Here is a 17,504-nt window from a genome sequence, read left to right as displayed (position 1 = left end):
GGTATGAATTTTATCTCTGTGAACGAAGTTGCACGTGGCCGCAATCTGGCCTGCTTGCGGGCGATGGCCGCCAGATCCTGCGCGAATGGCTAGACGGTCATTGCGTTCACTCCCCTGCACCAAAACAAAAAAGCCGCCCGAAGGCGGCTTTTTCTGGCGGCCTCTCATTGTGAGGGGCCAATCAGCTTGCGGCTAACCGCTGCTTAGCGCCCCGGGCGCTCAGGACGCGCCGGCTTTTCCGGGCGCTCAGGCTTCTCGGCCTTTTCCGGGCGAACCGGTCTTTCCGGACGGTCCAGCTTCGCAACGCGCTCCGCCTTTTCGACCTTGGCCACCTTGTCTGCACGGGCCAGTTCACGCTCGGCACGCGCCTCGGAGCGCGCTGCCGCACGCTCGTCGCGACGGGCCAGCTTTTCGGTCATATCCGGACGATTGGAGCGAATACCGCTGACTACTTCGCCAAGGTTGACGCCCAGCTCACGGGCAATCTGGCCCCAGCCCATGCCATCTACCTGGCGCATACGCAGGATTTCGTTCAGGGATTCGTGGGCCGTCATGCCCTCCTCGCCCTCGAGCGCTTCAGCCGCGGACAGTCCGGCCAATTGTTCGGCCAGTGCCATGGTGATCAGCACGTTGCCGTAACCCATGCCGTTGCCGGGCTCGCCACCATCTTCTACTTCGGGGGCATCAACTTCGGTTCCATCGGTTTCGGTTGTGTCTGTTTCGGTATCAGTCGCAACTTCTTCACCTTCCGGAAGCGGCTCGACATACTGAATGCTGCCGTCTCGAAGTCCGGCCACCACACTGGAGGATTCCTCACCAAAAAATTCACTGAAATAGCCTGCAATGCGCTCACCGGGAACCGTTTCCGCAATTTCAACGACTTCGACGGTATCGGTATCCGTGTCAGGCATGTCTTCGTCGGCCCATACCAGCGGGACGCTAACCAGCCCAGCCAGAGCTGCAGCCATTGCAGTAGACTTGAATGGAATCTTCATCACTGTTTTCTCCTGAGTGTTTCTGGCTCCCACTATTTCAACAGCCAAGCGGGAATCGCAGAGGGAAAAGTATTAATCAGTTGGCTGGTCGATAGCTGACCTGCACCCCAAACCCCTGGTCGGGACTGCCGTCCGCCAGTCCGATATAGCCGTAAAGCATGCCGCTCCACTGAGCGCTGACCTTGTGACTGTAATAGCCGAAAATCTCGGTCTGCGGATCATTACCCTCAACGGCGGCCTGCTGGTAGTCGAGAGAGGCGCCGATACTGGACACCTCATCCAGGCGATAGCCACTGCCCACAGAGGCGTACCAGACATTACGCAGTTCAACCTCTGGAAGGTCGCCCTTGAATTTCTTGGCCAGGGTGACGAATGGGGTGAAGTTGTCCACCACAGTGAACACTTCTGTCTGCAGGGTGAAATCCGCTTCACCGGTGCCAAGACCCTTGGCCTCGTCGGCCACCGGTACCTTGTACTTGGCAGACAGGTCCACAAAGTAACGCTGGGCTACAGGTTCAAGACTGTAGGTGCCGGTCAGCCAGAGATCGCCGATGCCAGATTCACTGGTAATTACGGTATCTGGCTCGCTGCCGGGGTTGTTGCCATTGCCCTGGCCATTGCCATTTCCGGGCCCCACGACGAATCCGCCGTCGCCACCCGGCACAACCCCGCCGGGGCCTTCGATCTGCGTCCACGGCAGGGACGCCTTGAACGTCCAGCTGGTATTTGGCGAATAGCTGACGGTAAACGGGGTCGAAACAATGTCGGTTTCCTGACTGTTCCCGTAGTCACCGCTGCTGATATCAGTACCCAGAGAGTACTTCCACTGCTCTGCCAGGAGCCCGGTAGAAGTGAATAAGCCGGCGGCGAACATAGCCGCGCCAGCAATCGGTTTAATCTTCATGAAATTAACCAGTACATCATCTTGCTGAAACTGGCCTGCACGGTAACACCACGCCCCACCCCAAAACTGCGACCAAGCTCTCATCCCGCTACCAATTGGTACGCCGACGGCCGCAATATGGAACCGCGCGCCTCCGCGTTGCACGGTAGTACTCAGGGGGCATGTGCCTCAACGCACACTGGCATCACCGCCAGCACACAAAGGGACCTCTGCAAGCCAGAATCGGGGCGCATTTCGCGCGCAACGCACCCGCGGTTCGGTGTCTCCGCCGCTCCAGGACAATGTGACCGCACCAGTCATTGCGGTATTGAACAGGCTGGCGCCAGCTTTGCGATAGCGTGCAACCACATCCGGATGGGGATGGCCGAAGTGATGCCGATATCCGGCGCTAAACACCACCGCGCCCGGAGGCGCCCACCGAATGAGTGCACTTGAAGAAGAGGAGCGCGACCCGTGGTGGGGTGCGACCAACAGGTCTACCGGCTCGAACTCCGGATAGGCGACCTTCAGCCGGCGCTCGACTTCATCGGATATATCCCCGGTCAACAGAACCCGTATCCCCCGCCAGACAAGCAACGCCACACAGCTGTGGTCGTTTTCTTCGCCATCCACACCGTCCGACTCCGGCCACAGCCACTGCACCTTCAGCTCTCCCAAAACATCCTCCTTCCCGGCAAGACAGGGAAAATGGCGTGCAGGCGCCGGCAGTCCGCCGACCGTGTCGACACCACCCCTTCCAAGCCGCTCGCCAAGGCGTCCCGGAGCTGCAAGTGCACCGACTTCCATCTGCGCAAGTACGCCGCCCACGCCGCCGGCGTGGTCGCGGTCGCCATGACTCACCGCCAGTAAATCAAGCTGCGTCCCATATTCGGCCATCAGATATGGGGCCACGATACTGTTCCCCGCATCCCAGCCGCTGTCGCTGCCGGCCCCAGTATCAAACAAAATTCGGTGGCCATCGGTGGCAGCAACCACGGAAAGCCCCTGCCCCACGTCCAGTACAGTGACCTCGAGAAACGGCTCTGCCGGTCTCTGCCAACCGCCCGGCAACAAGCTCGCGAACACGACTGGGACAAGACACCATGCCAACCCGCGCCCGGGAAACCCGTGCGGTAAAAGCAATACGAAACAGGAGATGACGGCGAGAGCAAGCACTGCAATCGGGGGAAGCGGTAGCGACTGCCATCCAGGCAAGCGACCATCTGCATAAGCCAGAAAGTCCAACAGACATGACAACTGGATATCCGCGAGCCACCAAAGAAACTGGCCTGGCGCCCCGGGAAATGCTGCCCCCAGAAACACCAGAGGCAAGATAAGAAGACCGACCCACGGAATGGCCACCAGATTCAACAGCAGGCCGCTGGCGCTCACCCCGGAGAAAATCAGTATTGAAGGCAATAACAGGCCGATAAGGATGGCCCACTGACTCTGTATCGCAGTACCGCACGCTATCGTGAGGCTACGCAGGCGCTGACTCCATCGAGTGCCGGGTATCCCGTTACCCGCAGGCCCCTCCTCTGCCCCTTTCTCCACGCGCGCAGTTCGCCCGCGAAAACGCAACAACAAAGCCCCCACTGCGACAAATGACAGCCAGAATCCCGCGTCGAGCACGGCTAACGGCTGCAACAGTAGTACAGACGCGAGAGCCAGCCCGAGTGCCAGGCCACCTCCGAACCTTCTGCGGTGAACCAGGGCGATGATCACCACAAACGTCATCATCAGAGCCCGCTGTGCAGACAACGGAGCACCACTCAACAGCGTATATGCCAACGCCGCAATCAAGGCGGCTCCGCCTGACCAAAATAACGGATTGCCCTTTTTGAACAACCCAAAGAGGCGACCCAGTAGCCCGCCCAATAGCAGGAATATCCCGGACACCATCCCCACATGCAGTCCGGAGATAGCCAGCAAATGCGCGGTGCCCGTTCTGCGCAGCAAATCCCGAGTGCGCGCATCTACATCGCCCTTATCCCCCAGCAACAGGGCCCGAATCAGTGCCTGCTGGTGCAACCCAGAGTTCCCGGGTGATACGCGAGAGATCCGGTCGCGGACACGCTCCCGCAACGCATCCATGCCGTCACCGGCAGCAATGAATTGAGGCACGTCATCCCTGTCACGCACGTAGCCAGTCGCGTAGATACCGCGCTGTAACAACCAGGCTTCATAGTCAAAAGTGTGGGGATTGAGACTACCGCGGGGTTGTTTAAGACGGACGACCAATTTCCAACGGCTTCCCGCAGTCAGGTCGCGGGCCAATCCGGGGGCGATGCGATACCAGCTCAGACGCATAGCCTGCCCGAGAAACGCAGGGTTATCCCCGTGGATAACCCGAGCGGTAAACCGGGCATCTTTATGGCCAGTCGAGAGGTGGAAATTGGATCCAAAACGAGAAACCGCGGGTGACAACTGCGGCAGGGAACTCACCTCAATAGTGATGCGATGATCGGTTCCATGGAGCGCATCTGGCAGGCGCCGCTTCAGGACGTCATGGTTACTGTACAGCGCCCAACAGGCGCCGAACACGAAAGGCAATATCACCGACCAGATAAGCCAGCGCGCATTGCCACTGGCAGGACGGGAAGATACCAGCAGTAGTGCAGTCAGCGCGATGACGCCCATCAATAGCAAGCCCGCACTCTCCACGTTGCCCGGCAACTCGGGCCACAACGCCACCTGGCCAATACCCGCCGCCAGCGACCAGATTCCAGTCACCAGTGACGGGGTCCTCGCCAGGGTAATTTCCCTCCACCCCATAACAGCTTTCCTTAGCTATCCGTATCTGGTTCGCGCCACATATGGCTGTCACGCGCCCCGAACACATCCCTTCTTAACCCCGATTAGATAAGACCAGACTACCGAGCTCAAGTCACGAAACCCACCGGCTCAGCCCTCCGACCACATGCCATTACTTCCATTCTTGACACCCTGCCATTCCACCTGAAACCGACAGGTCATAAAACATTAAGAAAACATTCACGTTTCACACGGTTGTAACAAATGAGCAGCAAAATGCGCAGCATCAAACAACGGCATTCTCTTTTTACATTCAGAGACCAACCATGAAAAAGACTGCAATTACCCTGGCACTGGCAGCGGCGCTACCTACTTTTGCAGATGCAGAAGTACTAACCTTTTACGGCAAGGCGAACACCTCATTCCAGTCCAATGACGAGGGTGATGGTGCGACAACGGATGTAAAAAGCAACGCATCGCGCGTGGGCGTGAAAGGCGACCTGCCCCTGGACAGCGGCATCAAGGGCATTTACAAAATGGAGTACCAGGTAAATATCGACGGTGAAGGTGACACCTTTACCCAGCGCAATATTTACGCGGGACTTGAGGGCGGGTTCGGACAGGTGATCGGTGGCAAGTTCGATACCCCGCTGAAAATCGCCCAGAAAAAAGTCGACCTGTTTAATGACCTCGAGGGTGACATCAAAAGCCTTATCACCAAAAGTGATAACCGCGAATCCAACAACCTGCAGTACACCACACCCACTTTCGCGGGTTTTACAGTCGCCGCTGCCTATATCAGCAACAAGGAAGCGGAAATCTTCGATGACGTGGGCAACCAGATCGACACCCGCGATAATGGCACTTCCGTATCACTCGCCTACGATCAAAACGGCGTTTACCTGGCCTACGCCTTCGACCAGAGTGTGGAGGCGAATGACTGGCAAGTAAATCGCCTGGTAGCCCAGTACAACTTTGGCAACCTACAAGTTGGCGGCCTGTTCGAAGAACAGGAAAAGGCAGACAACAGCAAGCAGGATGGCTGGATGACGTCCGTGGCCTACAAGATCAACCAGTGGACCGCAAAGGCTCAATACGGCCAGTCTGACATTGTCAAAGCCGATGGTGAAACTTTCAGCCTCGGCCTGGACTACAAACTGTCCAAAGCCGCCAAGGTATTTACCTTTTACACCGATGAAACTGCAGCGAACGACTACGAGCGCAGCTACTTCGGCATCGGTACTGAATTCAAGTTCTAAGCAGAATTCAAATCAACAAAGGGCGCAATTTCGATTGCGCCCTTTTTCATTAATACTTACCCGTAGCACACACTTAACTCTTTTCCGGCTGCAAGCACGCCGCCCTTACCTATTATTGCCCCACAAAATGCCGATATCACATCTCCGAGCCCCAACATGGAGCGGGATTATACGTTTTCGAAAGCGGCTCCTGCAGAAGTAAATCCCAAAAAATTCAAACGATCAGCACTTTCCACTAACCCGCGACGAGCTGCTCCAATCGCGGGACAAGCTGGCGCGCGTTGGCGTCCAGTGGCGTGCTATAAGACTCGACTTTCTGCGCCCGCGCGCAGAAATCTTTTCCCAAGAACTCGAATGCCAAGTAGCTCTAAGAACAATGGGGTACCCATGACCAAGACCGGAAAATTCGCCCTGGGCGTGCTGTGCAGCAGCATTCTCGCGGCCTGTAGCCTGGAGCCTAATCAGCTGCAGTCCACCACCACCGCTCACGCGCTCGCAAAGCCGGCTGTTGCCCGCAGTGATGCACCCGGGCTGTCCGAGCAATACGCCAAGCTGCGCAAGCAACAGATTGCCCAGGTGGACTACAAACTGTCTGTCACCATCGACAAATCCGGCGATGCCTTTTCCGGTCGCGTGGTTGCCGACACCCAGTTCCGCCGCAACCTGCTGCAACCGCTGACCATCGACTTCGCCGGTGGTGAAGTGGAAGGCGTTCAGGTAGATGGTAAATCTGTACCTTTCGCCTACAACGGCCAGTTCATTACCATCGAACCCGCCCACCTGAAAGGCCGCAAGCACGCGATCGCGGTGGACTACACACACGCATACTCCAACAACGGATCCGGGCTACACCGCTTCGTCGATCCAGTGGACGGAGAGGTGTACATGTACACCGACTTCGAGCCCTACGATGCCAACCGCCTGTTCCCGCACTTCGACCAGCCGAACCTGAAAGCGCACTACACCCTGGATGTGACCGCGCCGAAAGACTGGAGCGTGATCACCTCGGTACGCGAGAAAAATATTGAGAAGAACGGTGAGGTGAATCACTGGGTATTCCCGCAATCCAAGAAGTTCTCTTCCTACATTTTTTCCCTGCACGCCGGTCCTTTCACCGTTTGGGAAGACGATGCCGATGGTATCCCGCTGCGCCTGTTTGCACGCAAAACCCTGGCGGAATACGTGAAGCCGGATGACTGGTTCACCTTTACCAAGCAATCTTTCGAATTCTTCCAGAAGTATTTCGAAGTGGATTACCCCTTCGTTAAATACGATCAGGTCATCGTGCCCGACTTCAACGCCGGCGCCATGGAAAACGTAGCCGCTGTTACCTTCAACGAAGCCTACGTTTCCCGCGGTGAAAAAACCCAGGCCCAGCGCATGCGCCTGGCCAATGTAATCGCCCATGAAATGGCGCACATGTGGTTTGGCGACCTGGTCACCATGAACTGGTGGGACGATCTGTGGCTGAACGAAAGCTTTGCCACCTATATGGCCAACCTGTCCCTGGCAGAGAACAGCGAGTTCGACAACGCCTGGGAAAACTTCTACCAGGGCACCAAACAGTGGGCCTACGGCTCCGACCAGCTGCCGACCACCCACGCGATTCAGCTGCCGGTGAAGAATACCGACGAGGCCTTCGCCAATTTCGATGGTATTACCTACGGTAAGGGCGGCTCGATCCTGAAACAGCTGCCCTACTACCTCGGCAAGGAAGAATTCCGCAAGGGTGTATCCAACTACCTGAAGGACCTCTCTTACAAAAACTCCACCCTGAACGATTTCATGGGGCACCTGGGCAAAGCGGCGGGTAAAAACCTGGACGCGTGGCAGCAGCAGTGGCTGTACCAGGCCGGCCTCAATACCATCCAGGCCAGCTTCCAGTGTGATGGCGACAAGATTGCCAGCCTGACCATTAGCCAGACGGCACCGGCCGAATACCCGACCCTGCGCGAGCAGCGTACCCAGGTGGGCTTGTACAACATGGCAGGCGGCAAGATGGTTCTGAGCAAAGCCATCCCGGTGATCTACAAAGGTGCTTCCACCGAAGTCACCGCAGCCAAAGGCGAAGCCTGTCCGCAGATCGTTTACCCGAACGAAGGTGACTGGGCATTTGCCAAGGTCAACCTGGACAAGGTTTCCGTGGCCAATATGTCCAAGCACATTAACGACATCGAGAGCCCCTTCACCCGCCTGATGATGTGGCAGAGCCTGTTCGACTCCGTTACCGATGCCAAACTGCCGCTGGATCAGTATGTGAGCTTTGCCGTCAGCAATGCTGGCAGTGAGGAGAACATCAACGTGATCCGCCTGGTTTCCAGCCACCTGGGCACCGCTTATGCCTATCTGAATCAGGTAGCCATGGACGACACCAAGCGCACACAGCTGCAACTGGCCATCGAATCCTTCGCCTGGCAGCAACTGCAGAGTGCGCCCGCAGGCAGCGACGCGCAGAAAACCTGGTTCGGCACCTTTACCGGCGTAGCCCATACCGATAAAGCACTGGCGAATGCCCAGAACCTGCTGCGCGGCGAGCTCGGCATCGAAGGACTGGTACTTGACCCGGACATGCGCTGGAACCTGATCACCCTGCTGAACCGCCACCTCTATGGCGACTACGCTCAGGTGATCAAATCTGAGCTGGAAAAAGACGGCTCCGACCGCTCCCAGCTGAACGCCATCGCCGCGGAAGCGATTCGTCCGCAGCAGAAAGCCAAAACCCTGTGGCTGAACAACCTGCTGGAAAACCGTGATGCGTTCAAACTGGCGCAGCTGAAGTACGCCGCCAGCGCGCTCTTCCCCACCGAACAACGGGGTCTTTACGAGGCCAATGTCGAGCGCATTGTCGGAGCACTGGACGAGGTCAATGCCAGCGATGCTTCCGAGTTTGTCGGCACCTATACCCGCCTGTTCCCGCTGAACTGCAGCGAGCAAGGCGTTAAGCAGGTGAGCGACATTCTGGACAGCGGAAAGCAGCTGAACCCGCTGCTTGAAAAAGCTCTGAAAAACCGCCGCTACAAAAACCAGCAATGCCTGAATATGGCAGCTGCGATCGGTAATTCAGCGGGTTAATCCACTGTACATCAGTCAAACAAAAAGGGCCCTTCAGGGCCCTTTTTCGTAGAGAACCTCGACGTTAATTTTTCGCGGAGGCCGACTGACAGTGGACGCCCCTTTCATTAACAATCTTAAAGGCTTCCAGATTTCGCCATCTCCGCAGATGACAGACGCCCGAACTGGCAAGAATTCCATTTTCCCCTAAACACACCGTGTGACTGTGATAGCATCGACGAGTCTCTAATAAAAAGGAACTTCAACCACCATGCAACGCACTAAAATCGCCATGATTTTCGCTGCGGCGCTGCTCGCAGCCTGTAGCAAGGGGCCGGAGGAATCGGCCAAGCAACCGACACAGGATAATGTGTCCTCTGAGGCGCAAACTGCCCTACCCGCCGGTATCACCGAGGTCGAGACCTTCGATGGCGACGGCGCCGAAATTGCCATCCCCTACACCAAATACAAACTCGCGAACGGACTCACCGTCGTCCTTCACGAAGACGATTCCGATCCACTGGTGCACGTGGACGTCACCTATCATGTGGGCTCCAACCGAGAAGACCCGGGTCGCTCTGGTTTTGCACACTTCTTCGAACACATGATGTTCCAGGGCTCGGTCAACGTGGGCGATGAGGAGCACTTCCGCATCATCCAGGAAGCCGGTGGCACCCTGAACGGCACCACCAATACCGACCGTACCAATTATTACGAAACCGTCCCGGCCAATCAGCTGGAAACCGTACTGTGGCTCGAAGCCGACCGTATGGGCGTGTTCCTGGATGCGGTGACCGAGGAGAAATTCGAAGTCCAGCGCGAGACGGTGAAAAACGAACGCGGCCAGCGCGTAGACAACCGTCCCTACGGGCGCGCCCTCGAGACCATGTACGCGGCTACCTATGCCGACGGCCACCCTTATTCCTGGCCCGTTATCGGCTGGATGGAAGACCTCAATCGCGCGGATCTCACCGACCTGAAGCGGTTCTTCCTGCGCTGGTACGGTCCCAATAACGCGGTGCTGACCATCGGCGGCGACATCGACAAGGCCAAGACCCTCGAATGGGTCGCCAAGTACTTCGGCCCGATTCCCGCTGGCCCCGAGGTGGAGAACCTGCCCAAGCAACCGGCAACACTGGATAAAGACCGCTATGTCACCCTGGAGGACAATATCCACCTGCCGGCACTGGCGATGATGATTCCTACCGTGTACCGCGGCCACGAAGACGAACCGGCGCTGGATGCCGCGGCTGAAATTCTCGGCCACGGCCAGGACTCCATGCTCTACCAGAGCCTGGTACAGACCGGCCGCGCCGTTCAGGCCAGCGTCTCCCACTCCTGTAAGGAGCTGGCCTGTGAGATGTGGTTTATCGTGATCCAGAATCCCGCATCCGGCGAAAGCCTGGCGGAAATGGAACAGGCCGTGCGCGACACTCTGGTAGAGTTCGCCAAACGCGGTGTTAGCAAAGATGACCTGGTGAAGTTCAAGGCGGGCTACGAGTCCGGCCGTGTATTCGGCCTGCAGTCCGTTTCCGGCAAGGTCTCCACGCTGGCAGCGTTCGAAACCTTCACCGGCAGCCCCAAGGGCATTGATGACGAAATCAACGCCTACCTGTCAGTAGAAACCGGCGACGTCACCCGTGTATTCGACCAGTATATCGCTGCCAAGCCGGCGGTCCTGCTGAGCATTGTCCCCAACGGCAAGCCGGAACTGGCCGCCGCGGAACAGAACTACAACTGGGAGCGCACCATCCCTGAAAGCTACGGCGATGATGACGAAGCCCTCGCCCTGCGTCCGGTACAGGACAGCTTCGATCGCAGTGTTCAACCGACACCCGGGGTCAACCCGCAGGTCGAACTGCCGACGATTCAGGACGGCAAGCTGAAAAATGGCGTGCGTCTGCTGGCCGTACAGAATGAGGAAACCCCCACGGTTACCGTCCAAGCGGTATTCGGTGTGGGTCAGCGGGATGAGCCGCGCGGCAAGGCCGGCCTGACCTCGCTGATGACCTCACTCATGAACGAAGCCACCACCGAGCGTAGTGCCGCAGAGTTCGCTGAGGAACTCAAACGACTGGGCGCCTCCATCAGCATCAATGCCGGCGACTACGACACCACGGTGTCCCTGAACGTACTCGCCAAGCACCTGGATAAAGCCGTTCCACTGATGCTGGAACGCATCCTGAAACCGGCCTTTACCGAAGAGGACTTCGCCCGGATCAAACAGCAGACCATCGAAGGCCTGCAGCAGGCGCGCAAGACACCGCAAGGCCTTGCCACTCGTGCAGTGGGCGCAGTGATGCGCGGTCCCGAACACCCGCTGAGCTTCCCCAATGGCGGCCTGCCGGGCACCGTGGCTGAAATCACCCTGGATGACGTCACCAGCTACTACAAGGCGCATTTCCCCGCGCACTTCGGCGGCGTGACCGTAAGCACCAGCCTGCCCCACGACACCATCGTGAAAGCGCTGGATGACCTGGCACAGCTCAAGGTTACCCAGCCCACACGCCCCGCGATTGCGCTTCAGAAGCCTGAAATCGAAGGTCGCACCGTGTATCTGGTCAACAAGGAAGGCGCCGCCCAATCCAGCCTGCGGTTAAGCCAGCACGCCCTGCCCTACGACGCGCTGGGCGATTACTACCTGGCGTACCTGGGCAACTTCCCTCTGGGCGGCAACTTCAACAGCCGTATCAACCTGAACCTGCGAGAAGACAAGGGCTACACCTACGGCGCCCGCACCTATCTGCTGGGCGAGCCCGAGGAAGGCAGCTACATGTTCAGTTCTGAGGTGAAGAAGGACGCAACCGCAGACGCGTTGAACGAGGTCCTCAAGGAACTGGATACCTACGACGGCGAAGGCATGACCGAGACAGAGTTCAACTACCTGCGCTCTGCCATCGGTCAACAGGAAGCCCTCAGCTACGAAACCCCGTCGGCGAAACTGGGTCTGCTGAACCGCATCCTGCGTTACGACCTCCCGCTGGACTACCGCTCACAGCAGGGCACCATCCTGCAGGAGACCGACCGCAAAACCCTGAACAAGGCCATCACCGGGCTGCTCGAGCCTGAAAATATGGCAATTGTTGTGGTGGGCGACGCCGCCAGCATCCGCGCGGACGTGGAGGCGCTGGGTATGCCGATTGTCGAACTGGATGAAGATGGCTATGTGATTAAAGCGGAGGAAGCGGAGACCGCGCCGGACGCCGCAAGCCTCTAATTTCATATTGATGCAAATTGAAAGGCGGCTTCGGCCGCCTTTTTTTATGCGCCCCAATAACTCCTCTTCTATTCAGACCACCCACTAAGTGGCACAGGAACTAACACAGGCCCAGCACCAACAGTCCTACACTTAATTCGACAGGATGTGATTTCGAAAGGAGCTTCGCAGTATGAAAGTACCTTCGAGACGGTGTGCGCTACTAGTTTGCACACTGTTGGTTTCCAGCTACGGCGTCTGCGATGAAATTGCCCTTAAGAACCAGCCCTGGCTGCTGCCTTTCGACATCAACCACCCCGCCTACCCGGCAGATCCAGACAATTATCAGACCCCACCGGTACGTCAGCAGGACACTTACGATTTTGCCTGGCAATCATTTATTGCCCTGAACTGGCCATGGAAACAAGGCGGTCCAGGCGGGCAACCAGATGCTCGCGGAAAGCTCGCCGGTATCGAAAACAACACCGCTCCCCACCCCATTGTCGTGTGGGAGTCCTATATGGATCCGCAAACGGCATTTACACCACCAAAATACTGGCCAGTCGAATGGGGCAACCCCGAATTTAGCGCGCTACAACGCTTGTCATCCCCTCCCTGCTATTCCGACAGTTACGTCTACGGACGCCCGTTTGCGCCGGGAATCAATCAGCCGTACACAAATTCGAATGTACCCACTGGTCCGCTGGTGGACCAGAACAAAGAGTTTGTGCGCGTAGAGGTGACCCTCAGCGAGCCGTACTTTCGCTACATCAAACAATTCAAATACTACGATGCCGACAACCAGGTGATTGCGGTCAACAACTTTATCGACCACGCCAACGAGTATGGAGAAGCACCGCCACCGGCCCTGGGACCGAGCGATGACAGTGACAGCTTTCAGCCGCTACCCACAGGGCTGGAGTACTACTTGCGCGACCTCCCCCTGTATGCGCGCCAGGGTATTACCGAAGTCAAAGCTGCGTGGAAAGTATTGAAAAAAGAAGGACCAAACGCGGATATCCCCGGGCGCTACTTCCGCCGTATGCTGCAGTTCCCGCAGCCAGATGGCAGTCTCAGCGAGCCCACATTAATGGGATTGGTGGGTTTCCATATCCATCGGGTGACTCCCTTTGGACATTTGCCTTCGACCTTTGAACACGTAGACAATGTGCGCGTGGAAAAACGCTTCAATGACCCGCTGCCCAGCCCAATGCACCCCGCATTTAACCCGGGAAAAACTGAAAGCTATGCATTCAACCGCGCGCCGGATTATCCCAACGGATACGAGGTGGGAGGAAAATCGGGTGAAGCCGGTTTGATTCCCGCAACCTTCAAGCTGGGCGATCCGCTCCCTCTCAAGTCGGAAATCAAACAGGTTAATGTATCTCGTGTAACGCCCATTCCACTGGATGTGCAGATTGCCAACCGGAAATACCAGTGGCTGCTGCGCGACTCGGTGTGGTCCTACTACCAGTTAATAGGCACCCAGAACAAAAACCTGGAAGTGCCCAACCGGCACCTTGGCCCGGGCATCCCGGGCGCGCAGCACTCCAGCGTCCAGAATCTTGTCAATACAACGCTGGAAACCTATACGCAAAAAGGATTCAGCTGCGCGCGCTGTCACCTCAACGCCTTCCCACACGGGGTCACTTCGTACCCGCCGTATGAGAAGCGCTTTGAGGCACTACATGTGATGAGCTTCCTGCTCCTGAATGCCAAATCCGGCCAGGAGAAAAACCCTCTGATGGGCTGTTCAATGCCCTGACTGCGGCTCACTGCAAGCCGCTAATCAGTTACCTTCCGCGCACGCGGCACGGGCCGCGTGCAATTTCTTGTAGCTCTCGATCAGGCGCAGGTGTTTGTCCAGGCCTTCAAGCTGCATATTGGTGGGCGTGAGACCGTGGAAACGCACAGAACCCTCCACGGATCCGATTACGGCCTGCAAAACCTCCTCGCCATACATACGACCGAGGTTGAAAGTGAAATCTTCCAGCTCGAGCTCATCATCCAGAGTGATTTCCAGCACCGCCTGTACCGCGCGGTAGAAGAGCCCCCGCTCCACGGTGTTGTCGTTGTACTGCAGAAAGGCTTCAACCAGTTCCAGCGCTTCCTCGTGGCGTTGCAGGGCGAGATAAACCAGCAGCTTCAGTTCGAGAACGGTCAACTGGCCCCATACGGTGTTCTCATCGAACTCCACACCGATCAAAGTGATGATGGTTTCATAGTTGTCGATCTGACTCTCTTCCAGGCGCTCGACAAGATCTTCCAGCTGCGCGTCGTCCAGGCGATGCAGGTTCAGGATATCCTCGCGGTAATCCAGTGCCTTGTTAGTGTTATCCCAAATCAGGTCCTCTACCGGATACACCTCGGAATAACCGGGCACCAGAATCCGGCAGGCCGGCGCGCCCAGCTCTTCAAAGGTTGCCACATACACTTCCTTGCCCAGCTCTTCGAGAATCTTGAACAGACGTGCAGCTTCCGTGTCATTGGTGTCTGCGTGATTGCCGGAGAAATCCCACTCTACGAATTCATATTCGGATTTCGAACTGAAGAAACGCCAGGAAACCACACCAGTGGAGTCGATAAAATGCTCCACAAAATTCTGCGGCTCGGTGACTTCGAGACTATTGAAGGTGGGCGGAGGCACATCGTTGAGGCCTTCAAAACTGCGCCCCTGCATCAGCTCGGTGAGGCTCCGTTCCAGAGCCACGTGGAAACTCGGGTGCGCGCCGAAGGAAGCAAATACCCCGCCGGTGCGAGGGTTCATCAGGGTCACACACATCACCGGGAACTGTCCGCCAAGAGATGCGTCCTTCACCAGGATCGGAAACCCCTGCTGCTCCAGCGCCTCAATACCCTCGATAATATCCGGGTACTGCTCGAGTACCTCACGGGGCACATCCGGCAGCGCAATCTCCTGCTCCAGGATCTCCCGCTTCACAGCGCGCTCAAAGATCTCAGACAGGCATTGCACCTCGGCCTCGGCCAGGGTGTTGCCCGCACTCATGCCGTTACTGAGGAACAGGTTCTCGATCAGGTTGGATGGGAAGTACACCACCTCACCATCAGACTGACGCACAAATGGCAGCGAGCAGATGCCGCGATCAACGCGACCAGAGTTGGTATCGACCAGGTTGGATCCGGCCAGCTCCCCTTCCGGGTTGTAGATGGCCAGGGTGTAATCATCCAGAATACCTTCTGGCAGCGCGTCGTCTTCCTCCAGCGCAAACCACTTCTCGTCCGGGTAATGCACGAACTCCGCGTTCGCGACTTCTTCACCAAAATACTGGTCGTTGTAGAAGAAATTGCAATTCAGGCGCTCGATAAACTCGCCCAGCGCGGAACACAACGCGCTCTCTTTGGTGGCGCCCTTACCGTTGGTGAAGCACATGGGCGAAGCGGCATCGCGAATATGCAGCGACCACACATGCGGCACGATATTTCGCCAGGAGGAAATCTCGATCTTCATCCCCAGGTCCGCCAGGATCCGGGTCATATTCGCGATGGTCTGCTCAAGCGGCAGATCCTTGCCCTCGATCATTGTCTGGTGCGATGCATCAGGCTCCACCATCAACAATGCCTGCGCATCTTCCGCCAGATTCTCCACCGTTTCGATTTGGAAATCCGGTCCCGTCTGGATCACCTTCTTTACCGTGCAGCGATCAATAGAGCGCAGTATCCCCTGCCGATCCTTCTCCGAGATATCCTCCGGCAGCTCTACCTGGATCTTGAAGATCTGGTTGTAGCGGTTCTCCGGGTCGACAATATTGTTCTGCGACAGGCGAATATTGTGGGTCGGAATATCCCGCGCCAGACAGTACACCCGCACAAAGTACGCGGCACACAGCGCCGATGAGGCCAAAAAATAATCAAACGGGCTCGGCGCCGAACCATCGCCCTTGTAGCGGATCGGCTGGTCGGTGATGACCGTGAAGTCGTCAAACTTGGCTTCAAGGCGCAGGTTTTCGAGGAAGTTGACGTTGATTTCCATGGGGAACTACCGGGATTTGAGAATTTGACAGCCGAAAGAGGCTGAGGCGCGGCATTATCCAGAATTTAGGGTAGCTCGTCTCGTTTAACTGAGCGTGTTTCTGCAGCGGCGCCTGGCCTCAGTCAATCTCAGATCCACGTCATTAGCGCCCTAAGGTTCCAACTACTGTGACCTGGGACAAAGTACGACGAGGACACAGGCTTATACTCTGCGCATTTCGCCCCCCCCAATATCAAGAGGTACTTATGAAGATTCAATGGATCACTTTAGCCGTCCTGGCCGCCGCACTCAGCATGCCGACACACGCTAAAAGCAATTCCGGTTTCGGAATCGGCTTGGGGTATGACCTGGGCGTTGGTGTCACCGCCCAATTCCGCGGCACCTCGGTATTTGTGAACAGCGATGCACTGGCGCTTGATGTACGCCTTCACAACTTCAGCAACGACCTGCGCACCGTTCACGCGTATATCGACGCGGGCGGGTTCTATGAAGATGGCGGCCGTTACAAGGACAATGACAAAGCCGGTGTCCGTTTACCGGTGGGCCTGAGCTTCGGTATTGCACCCAGCCTGCAGGCGTATATCCAGGCCGTGCCGAATTTCGCCTTTAGCGACAATGAAAACAAAGAAGGCTTTGGTGTAGACGGTGCGCTCGGCGTTCGCCTGCGCTTCTAATTTGCCAAAAATGCGCTGGAGTCCATCAATTGGCCCAGCGCGACAACTCCGCCGCTGAGCGTTTACGATACTAAATACGCCCCCGTGTACGGATAGCCTGCGCCTACAAGCCATTGCCATTGCCATTGCCATTGCCATTGAGGCAAGGATGATCAGGGGCAAACCGCCAAACCGCCCCCCAGTTTTCTCAGATCTATTCCGCTCAGCTCACGGCGGTTTCCACTCTCGTCAATCGCAGACGCGGAGACCGCGGGAATAACGCTATCAAAGCCTTCGTCTACATGCATAGTTACCACAAGGCTCGGCTGAACCATCCGGAATGGAGGATCAGGACGAAATGTCAGAGTTTCCGTTTTTGACTCCGTATCTCTTATGACTTCGTAATCGGTGCCTTCGGGCTCCACAATGACGTCCAAGGATTCCCCACCAAATATGTTGACACTAAAAGAAGCCACTCCGCCACTATCATTCGCACTTAGAATAAGGTTGGCGGGTAAATCACGGACTTTCGCACAAGTACCAAGATTATTTCCCGGCGCGACAAATGTGGGGGAGCCAGGGCTATCCAAAACCTTGAGAGTCAATCGCGGCGCGTTTAAGTCATCCCCATCAGGCACGGGGACAGTCGGACACCCATCCAATAGAGGAATAAGTAAGAGCAGGAAGATTAACTTTCCGGTCTTCATTAAATTCTCCTAATC

10 protein-coding genes are annotated in these 17,504 nt (G+C 56.9%); 5 read left to right on the top strand and 5 right to left on the bottom strand.

Going from position 1 to position 17,504, the window contains the following annotated elements; genetic code table 11:
• Positions 1-203: 203 nt before the first annotated feature.
• The 3 genes from HUW35_RS15215 to HUW35_RS15205 form a co-directional block, all read right to left on the bottom strand.
• Positions 204-998 (bottom strand): hypothetical protein, encoded by a 795-nt coding sequence (locus tag HUW35_RS15215; protein ID WP_181253088.1) that lies wholly within the window; start codon positions 996-998, stop codon positions 204-206.
• Positions 999-1,071: 73 nt separating this feature from the next.
• A complete protein-coding gene (locus tag HUW35_RS15210) occupies positions 1,072-1,899 on the bottom strand; it encodes a hypothetical protein (protein ID WP_181253087.1) in 828 nt (275 codons plus the stop codon).
• A 168-nt stretch (positions 1,900-2,067) separates the two neighbouring features.
• Entirely contained in the window at positions 2,068-4,653 is a 2,586-nt protein-coding gene (locus tag HUW35_RS15205) for a DNA internalization-related competence protein ComEC/Rec2 (RefSeq protein ID WP_181253086.1), read from the bottom strand.
• A 305-nt stretch (positions 4,654-4,958) separates the two neighbouring features.
• On the opposite strand from HUW35_RS15205, the gene HUW35_RS15200 reads away from it, so the two are divergent.
• From HUW35_RS15200 to HUW35_RS15185, 4 genes are all read left to right on the top strand, one after another.
• Positions 4,959-5,891 carry a porin gene (locus HUW35_RS15200; RefSeq protein WP_181253085.1) on the top strand — a complete coding sequence of 311 codons (933 nt, stop codon included), beginning with the start codon at positions 4,959-4,961 and terminating at the stop codon, positions 5,889-5,891.
• Between the two features lie 354 nt (positions 5,892-6,245).
• Positions 6,246-8,963: an aminopeptidase N gene (pepN, locus tag HUW35_RS15195; RefSeq protein WP_255463332.1), complete on the top strand. Its 2,718-nt coding sequence runs from the start codon at positions 6,246-6,248 to the stop codon at positions 8,961-8,963.
• A 250-nt stretch (positions 8,964-9,213) separates the two neighbouring features.
• Positions 9,214-12,159 (top strand): pitrilysin family protein, encoded by a 2,946-nt coding sequence (locus HUW35_RS15190; RefSeq protein WP_181253084.1) that lies wholly within the window; start codon positions 9,214-9,216, stop codon positions 12,157-12,159.
• A 172-nt stretch (positions 12,160-12,331) separates the two neighbouring features.
• Positions 12,332-13,903, top strand: coding sequence for a hypothetical protein (locus tag HUW35_RS15185; protein ID WP_181253083.1), 1,572 nt, complete (start codon positions 12,332-12,334; stop codon positions 13,901-13,903).
• Between the two features lie 24 nt (positions 13,904-13,927).
• On the opposite strand, the gene HUW35_RS15180 is transcribed toward HUW35_RS15185, so the two are convergent.
• Positions 13,928-16,129 carry an OsmC domain/YcaO domain-containing protein gene (locus tag HUW35_RS15180; RefSeq protein WP_181253082.1) on the bottom strand — a complete coding sequence of 734 codons (2,202 nt, stop codon included), beginning with the start codon at positions 16,127-16,129 and terminating at the stop codon, positions 13,928-13,930.
• Positions 16,130-16,374: 245 nt separating this feature from the next.
• Between HUW35_RS15180 and HUW35_RS15175 the strand changes: the two genes are divergently transcribed.
• The gene (locus tag HUW35_RS15175; protein WP_181253081.1) at positions 16,375-16,803 is read left to right on the top strand and encodes a hypothetical protein; all 429 of its coding nucleotides are present in this window, start codon (positions 16,375-16,377) and stop codon (positions 16,801-16,803) included.
• Positions 16,804-16,955: 152 nt separating this feature from the next.
• Here HUW35_RS15175 and HUW35_RS15170 read toward each other — a convergent pair whose 3' ends face one another.
• Entirely contained in the window at positions 16,956-17,489 is a 534-nt protein-coding gene (locus HUW35_RS15170; RefSeq protein WP_181253080.1) for a hypothetical protein, read from the bottom strand.
• Between the last annotated feature and the right edge of the window lie 15 nt (positions 17,490-17,504).

This window comes from Microbulbifer sp. YPW1, from assembly GCF_013367775.1.
GTDB lineage: Bacteria > Pseudomonadota > Gammaproteobacteria > Pseudomonadales > Cellvibrionaceae > Microbulbifer.
Note: the sequence above shows the minus strand (reverse complement) of the source record. Positions and strands in the feature narration are given on the sequence as shown.